Origin of the sequence: Desulfovibrio sp. 1214_IL3152, assembly GCF_036763055.1 — a bacterium.
In the GTDB taxonomy this organism is placed as follows: Bacteria; Desulfobacterota; Desulfovibrionia; order Desulfovibrionales; family Desulfovibrionaceae; genus Desulfovibrio.
In genome coordinates, this window is record NZ_JBAIYW010000482.1 from 1 (window position 1) to 6,891 (window position 6,891).

The 6,891-nt window shown below is 60.2% G+C and carries 8 protein-coding genes; all 8 read left to right on the top strand.

Going from position 1 to position 6,891, the window contains the following annotated elements; translation table 11 throughout:
- Nucleotides 1-2,057 (top strand): complex I subunit 5 family protein (locus V6C07_RS10205; protein WP_333536350.1); only part of this gene is annotated, 2,057 nt, incomplete at its 5' end.
- A complete protein-coding gene (locus V6C07_RS10210) occupies nt 2,054-3,025 on the top strand; it encodes a respiratory chain complex I subunit 1 family protein (RefSeq protein WP_333536351.1) in 972 nt (323 codons plus the stop codon). The genes V6C07_RS10205 and V6C07_RS10210, both read left to right, overlap by 4 nt.
- 25 nt (nt 3,026-3,050) lie before the next feature.
- Complete coding sequence (locus V6C07_RS10215) at nt 3,051-3,485, top strand: NADH-quinone oxidoreductase subunit B family protein (RefSeq protein ID WP_041724975.1); 435 nt, start codon at nt 3,051-3,053, stop codon at nt 3,483-3,485.
- 1 nt (nt 3,486) lies between these two features.
- Nucleotides 3,487-4,065 (top strand): 4Fe-4S binding protein, encoded by a 579-nt coding sequence (locus V6C07_RS10220; RefSeq protein WP_333536352.1) that lies wholly within the window; start codon nt 3,487-3,489, stop codon nt 4,063-4,065.
- Between the two features lie 22 nt (nt 4,066-4,087).
- Nucleotides 4,088-4,624 (top strand): NADH-quinone oxidoreductase subunit C, encoded by a 537-nt coding sequence (locus tag V6C07_RS10225; RefSeq protein WP_333536353.1) that lies wholly within the window; start codon nt 4,088-4,090, stop codon nt 4,622-4,624.
- Complete coding sequence (locus V6C07_RS10230; RefSeq protein ID WP_333536354.1) at nt 4,621-5,703, top strand: hydrogenase large subunit; 1,083 nt, start codon at nt 4,621-4,623, stop codon at nt 5,701-5,703. Before V6C07_RS10225 ends, V6C07_RS10230 begins: the two co-directional genes overlap by 4 nt.
- Nucleotides 5,704-6,097: 394 nt before the next feature.
- Nucleotides 6,098-6,481: a hydrogenase maturation nickel metallochaperone HypA gene (locus V6C07_RS10235; protein ID WP_333536355.1), complete on the top strand. Its 384-nt coding sequence runs from the start codon at nt 6,098-6,100 to the stop codon at nt 6,479-6,481.
- Nucleotides 6,474-6,891: 4Fe-4S dicluster domain-containing protein (locus tag V6C07_RS10240; RefSeq protein ID WP_333536356.1), on the top strand; the 418-nt coding region annotated here is incomplete at its 3' end. The genes V6C07_RS10235 and V6C07_RS10240, both read left to right, overlap by 8 nt.

The following is a 6,891-nucleotide window of genomic DNA, read 5'->3' on the forward strand; positions in this document are numbered from 1 at the left end:
GCCGCCAGATGCCCTTTACCGTGGCCTGCATGGGCATTGGCCTTGTAAGCATTATGGGACTGCCGCCTTTCGGCGCATTTTTCAGTAAATTCCTGATGATACAGGCCGCCGCCGAAGCCGGGCAGCTCTGGCTGGCCGCCCTTATTCTCGGCGGCTCGCTGGTGGGCCTTGTGTACTACACACGCATCCTCAAGACCCTGGTCTTTGAGGAACGCCCCGACTATCTGCCCGCAGCCACCGAGGCCCCGCTGACCATGCGTCTTGGCATGGGTGTGCTGGCCGCCCTGTGCCTGCTGCTCGGCCTTGCGCCGCAGTTGCCCATGCAGCTTGTGGTTCCTGTGGCAGGTCTTGCCTTTGTGCCCAATCCTTCCGACGCGCTGGTGCTGCTGGCCGTCAACGTGAACTGGCCCATCTATGTGGTAGCGCCCATATTCGGCGCGCTTTTGCCCGCCATCTTCCACAAGAACCGCGTTATGGCAGGCAAGACCAGCGTGGCTGTGCTGCTTGCCACCGCCCTGCTGGTGATCCTGTTCGGACGCGGGCTGGACACGCTCTCCTTCTGCTTTGCCCTTATTGTCCCCCTGCTCGGGGCGGTCAACATGGCCTATGCCCTGGGCTATATGGAGCACAGCCACAGACAGTGGCGCTTCTACTGCGCCTTTACCGCCATGTGCGGCGGTCTGGTGGGCATGGCGGCCAGCCAGTATCTGCTGAGCTTCTTCCTGTTCTGGGAAATCATGAGCTCGTGGACGCTGTATCTGGCTATTGCCCACGAAGGCGACAAGGCGTCCCTGCGTGAGGCGTTCAAGTACTTTATCTTCAACGTCTTCGGCGCGGGCTTCATCTTTGTGGGCCTGTGCGTTATCGGACCCTTTACCCCCTTCAGCACCCTGCTGCTGGACGGCATGGCTCCCGTCCTGTCTTCGGGCGCGGCCTGGCTCGGCATGGCCCTGCTGGCCGCCGGTTTTGTCATGAAGGCCGCCCAACTGCCCTTCCGCATTGACTGGCAGATGCACCCGGCCCTTGCCCCGACCCCCGTGTCCGGTTACATCTCTTCGGTTCTGCTGAAGAGCGCCATACTGGGGCTTATCAAGCTGTTCATGCTGCTCGGCGGCGGCTTTGCCCTTGCCGGCATTCTGGGCGGTGCGGAACAGGGGATCATCAGCACGACTGTCATGTGGATAGGCGGCATCACCATCATCATGGCCGCTCTTCAGGCACTGCGCAGCAACGGCATCAAGCTCATATTCATCTACTCGACGGTAAGCCAGCTCGGCTACATGGTGCTTGCCGTGGCAGCAGGCGGCGCGCTCGGCTATGCGGGCGGCATGCTGCACGTCATCAACCACGTCTTCTTCAAAGACCTGCTCTTCCTTGTGTGCGGCGCGGTCATGTTTGCCAGCCACAAGGATTCGCTGGACGACCTTGGCGGCATCGGACGCAAGATGCCCTTTACCCTGGCAATGTTCGCCATTGCCGGGCTTTCTGTGGTGGGCGTTCCCCCCACCAGCGGCTTCTCGTCCAAATGGCTTATCTACCATGCCCTCATGGAAGCCGGGCAGCCCTTCCTGGCGCTGCTTTCCCTCATCGGCAGCGTGCTGACCATGGCCTATATCGCCAAGTTCCTGCACGCGGCCTTTCTGGGCCAGCCCGCCCGCGACCTTGACCAGATCAGGGAAGTGCCGCGCATCATGCGTGTACCCATGGGCATTCTGGCCGCGGGTTGTCTGCTTACGGGCATCTTCCCCGGACTTGCGCTCGGCCCCATCAACTCTGTGCTGTTTGAATACGGCTTCATGCCTCTGAACGTGGGCCTTTCCGGCGTGCTTTCAGGCGCGGGAGCCTGGAACGCCACGGGCATGTTCGTGATGATGGCCCTGGCTTTCGCGGGCGGTTGCTGGTTTGTGAAGCGCTTTACCCGCCTGCGCGAAATTGACGTGCACACCTGCGGCCTGCCGCCCGAAACGGCCACCAGCCGCATGACGCCTTCCAGCATTTACGGCGGCCTCACGCGCCTTCTCGGCAGTGAGCGCGCGTCCAAGGAGAACCGCTCATGAGCGATACCCTGCTTGCCATCCTGCATATGTGCGTCTTCCCCGGCGGGGCCTTTGCCCTCATGGTAGCCATGTTCTTCAAGGGACTGGACCGCCGGGTGGAAGCCCGCCTGCAACGCCGCGTGGGACCTCCCCTGGTGCAGCCCTGGCTGGACATTGCCAAGCTGCTGACCAAGGAAACCATGATCCCGCGCACCGCCTGCCGCCCGGCATTTTTGCTGGCCCCGGTTTTCGGCTTTACCGGCATGGCCGTGTGTGCCGCCTTCATACCCATTTCGGGTGTGTATAACGGCCTGTTCAACATGGGCGACCTGCTGGTGATCTTTTACCTGCTGCCCATCCCGGCCATGGCCATCATGCTTGGCGGCTCGGCCTCCAGCTCGCCCTTCGGCGCAGTAGGTTTTTCACGTGAAATGACCCTTATGTTCGCGTATGAAACGCCCCTGCTCATGATTTTGCTGGCAGTAGCCATGCTGACAGGCAAAACCCTCGCGGGCGGCGCCTGGGGCGCGGAATTCTCGCTTTACAAAATCGTGGCCCTGCAGCAGCAGACCGGATCTTTCGGCTTCAATCCGTCCATGATCCCGGCATTTCTGGCCTATCTGATCTTTCTGCCCGGCACTATGGGGGTCGTGCCTTTTGACATCCCCGAGGCCGAAACAGAAATCATCGAAGGCCCGCTGCTGGAGTACGGCGGCCCGCTGCTGGCGCTTTTTCAGATCACGTCGGCGCTCAAGACCTTCGTTGTTCTGGGGCTGGGGGTTGCGCTTTTCTTTCCCGGCACCATATCTGGATGGTGGCCCATCAATCTCTTGTGGTTCCTGTTCAAGTGTTTCGCGCTCATGCTGGTTTCGCTCACCCTGGTCAAGTCGGCCACCGGGCGTTTCCGCATTGACCAGGCGTTTCGCTTTTATGTGACTGTGCCCACAGCCCTTGCGCTGTGCAGCCTGATACTGGTCTGGGTGATGTAAGGAGGCCGCCGTGTCGCTTGACAATATGCTTAAAAAACTTTCCGTGCGTTCGCCGTGGCTGTTCCGCATCAACGCCGGTTCCTGCAATGGATGTGACGTGGAGCTGGCTACCACGGCCTGTATTCCGCGTTATGACGTGGAGCGTCTCGGTTGCCGTTACTGCGGCAGCCCGCGTCACGCCGATATTGTGCTTATTACCGGCCCCCTTACCACAAGGGTGCGCGACCGCGTACTGCGGGTGTGGGATGAAATTCCCGAACCCAAGGTTACGGTGGCCGTGGGCATATGCCCCATATCCGGCGGGGTCTTTCGCGAAGGCTATTCCATTGAAGGCCCCATTGACCGCTACCTGCCCGTGGATGTGAACGTACCCGGCTGTCCCCCGCGCCCCCAGGCCATACTTGAAGGCGTGGTGCTGGCCCGGTCCATCTGGCTGAAAAAACTGGGCGTGGAGGAATAACATGGCGGGCTTTCTTAAAGTTTTATTCCGCAACCTGCTTGAAGGCCCCAGCACCGACCCTTTTCCCCTGGGCGAAACCTTCACCCCCGAGCGCCTGCGCGGCAGGGCCGTGGTTGACCCCGACCTGTGCATGGGCTGCGGCATCTGCCGCCACTCCTGCGCCGCGGGGGCCATCCATATCGGCCAGTTGCCCGACAGCTCGGGCTTTACCATAACCATCTGGCAAAACTCGTGCTGCCTCTGCGCCTCGTGCCGCCACTACTGCCCCACCGGGGCCATGAGCATCAGCACTGACTGGCACTCGGCACACACTCAGACCGAGAAATATAAAAAACTTGAGCAGCATACCATCAAGTATGAACCGTGCGCCCAGTGCGGCGAGCTTATGCGGCCCATACCCAAGGCCCTGGCTGAAAAGCTCTATGCCTGGAACGAAGAGATAGACCCCGAGCTGACCCGCAGGCTCTGCCCCAAATGCCGTCAGATTGAAGACGCCAAGCGCAATGCCTGCCTGCTGCCGGAGCCGGGTGAAGCCCCGGTGGAAAAGGCCGTAACCTCGGCGGCTCCCACAAAAGATTAGCGGTCTGCACCGCGGAGAACATATGCAAGAGACCATCAACGGCAACGCCAGAGTCATTGAGGACCTTTCCCTCCTCTGCACCGAGGCCGACGCCATCCACCACAGTACCGACAGTTTCGGCAACGCCTACCACTGGTTTCGCCTGGGTACGCCGCGCATGCTCACCCGTGGCGCGGAGATATTGCGCCAGGCCGAAGCCCGCCTTGCCATGGTGACGGCCTATAACCGCCGCCAGCTCAGCGAGCCCATGCAGGAAGTGTGTTACCACTTTGAACTGGACGGTGTTATTTACAATATGACCGTTACCCTCAACGGCGAGTGGCCCACCGTACCCTCCATCACGCCGCTGTTCGCCAACGCGGACTGGCACGAACGGGAAATGATGGAACTTTACGGCATCCAGGTCACGGGGCAGCCCAATCCCCGCCGCCTCTTCCTTGATGAAGAGCTGGACGCGGGCATTCTCAACGAAGCCGTGCCGCTTTCCATCATGATGAACGGCGCCTGCACCACCGACCTGTGGGAACGCATCCTCAAGGATAAGGAGAACCCGTCATGACCAGCACCTTCACCATGCCTCTCGGGCCGGTACACGTGGCCCTTGAGGAACCGGTATACTTCCACCTGACGGTGGATGGTGAAACCGTGCGCCACGTTGAGCTGACCTCCGGCCATGTGCATCGCGGCATGGAGGCCATGGCTACCCAGCGCAACCTGGTCAAAAACGTCACGCTGACCGAGCGCGTGTGCTCCCTGTGCTCCAACAGCCACTCCTTCACCTACAGCATGGCGGTGGAAAACGTGCTGGGCATCACCATTCCCGACCGCGCGCGCTATCTGCGCGTGGTGGCGGAAGAAATCAAGCGCATAGCCTCGCACCTTTTCAATACGGCCATTCAGGCGCACATCATCGGCTTCAAGTCGCTGTTCATGCACGTCATGGAAGTGCGTGAAATGATGCAGGACCTGAAAGAAACGGTTTATGGCAACCGCATGAACCTGGCTGCCAACTGCATCGGCGGCGTAAAATACAATGTGGATGCGGAACTGCTGGACTACATGCGCAAGATGCTGGACAAGGTTGAGCCGCAGGTGGACGAAATCCGCGACATTTACGACTCCAACAGCATGGTGCTGGCCCGTACAAAAGGGCTTGGCGTGCTGCCCAGGGAAGACGCCATCCGCCTTGGCGTGGTAGGCCCGGTGGCGCGCGGCTCCGGCCTGCATCTGGATGTGCGCAAGGATTCGCCCTACGCCGCCTATCCTGATGTGGAGTTCAAGACCATTGTGGAGCAGGGCTGCTGCATTCATGCCCGCACCATGGTGCGCATGCACGAAGTGCTTGAATCCTTCAGCATTATCCGCCAGTGCATCGCGCGCATGCCCGGGGGCGAAGTAACGGCCCCCATGCGCCAGATACGCACGGCCGAAGCCTGCGCCCGTTCCGAAGCGCCACGCGGCGAGGTTTTCTACTATATCCGTACCAACGGCACTGATATACCCTCGCGCCTCAAATGGCGTGTGCCTTCCTACATGAACTGGGAGGCTCTGGGCGTGATGATGCGTGACTGCAATGTGGCCGACGTGGCCCTGATCACCAACAGTATCGACCCCTGCGTATCCTGCACGGAACGCTAGAGCAGATTAACTTTGAGAATGTACATTCTCAAAGTTTAAGTCACGCTCGCTTCGATGCTTAACCGCGCAAGTAAATTGCGCTTGCATCTTTGCGGCGGGCGACTGCTCACGCAGCCGCCAGAGCAATTTCAAAGTGAAATTGCTCTAGAGCACTTGACGCCTGAGCGGTACGGATTTTTTAAAAATCCGCACAGAGCACGCCAGCTTTTTAACGTTGGACGGCTCCAGGCAGCGCGCGGCGCATACCGGGTACTGCCGGGAGAGGCCGAAAGCAGCCGGAAAACGATTTTTCTCGCGGAACGCCCCAGGGCGTTCCGCCGGATAAAAGCCGGTCCGGCGCAGGCGGTAACACAGCCCGCCGAAGTGCCGTAAAAATTGAAGCGGCGGAAAAAACATGCATGAAGCGAGTCTGGTTCAGGGGCTTCTGGACATCTGCCTGAAGTCTCTGAAAGATCATAATGAGGCGCATCCTGAAAATCAGGTGGAGCGCATATGCAAGGTGGAGTGCCAGCTTGGCCTTATCGCCTGCGTGGAGGCGCAAACCCTTACCGCCTGTTTTGAGCTTTTTGCGGAAGGAACCCCGGCCGAAGGAGCGCAACTGCTTTTGCACACAGCGCCCCTGCCCTGCCGCTGTACTGATTGCAGCCATGAATTCAGCCTGACGCAACGGCATTTCGTCTGTCCCAGTTGCGGCGGCGAGAACATCCACTTCAACGGGGGCCACGGACTTACCCTGATGGCCCTGCACGTTGCATCCGAGGAAACGGACCATGACTGAACATATCCAGGTCGTACCCGACAAATGCCGCGCCTGTCGCCGCTGTGAAGTGGCCTGTATTGCCGCCCACCACGGCATGAGTTTCAAAGAAGCCATGAAGCATCGCGATGAGCTTGTATCGCGCGTGCAGGTGGTCAAGGCCGAAGGCTTTAAAACCACTGTGCGCTGCCACCAGTGTCCTCATGCGCCCTGCGTCAATGTCTGTCCCACCGGGGCGCTCCAGCAGGATGAGCAGGGACGCATCATCATGCGCGTCCAGTACTGCGTGGCCTGCAAAATGTGCATGGCGGCCTGCCCCTACGGAACCATCACGATGGAAACCATCGGCATGCCTTCGGTGGACGGCGAAGACGGCGAAACTCTCGCCCAGCGCGCCCGCCGCGAGGTAGCCGTGCGTTGCGACATGTGCC

Coding starts and splice junctions, on each gene's coding strand:
- V6C07_RS10220 (WP_333536352.1), top strand. CDS start 3,487: ATGGCGGGCTTTCTTAAAGTTTTATTCCGCAACCTGCTTGAAGGCCCC.
- V6C07_RS10230 (WP_333536354.1), top strand. CDS start 4,621: ATGACCAGCACCTTCACCATGCCTCTCGGGCCGGTACACGTGGCCCTT.
- V6C07_RS10235 (WP_333536355.1), top strand. CDS start 6,098: ATGCATGAAGCGAGTCTGGTTCAGGGGCTTCTGGACATCTGCCTGAAG.
- V6C07_RS10225 (WP_333536353.1), top strand. CDS start 4,088: ATGCAAGAGACCATCAACGGCAACGCCAGAGTCATTGAGGACCTTTCC.
- V6C07_RS10210 (WP_333536351.1), top strand. CDS start 2,054: ATGAGCGATACCCTGCTTGCCATCCTGCATATGTGCGTCTTCCCCGGC.
- V6C07_RS10215 (WP_041724975.1), top strand. CDS start 3,051: ATGCTTAAAAAACTTTCCGTGCGTTCGCCGTGGCTGTTCCGCATCAAC.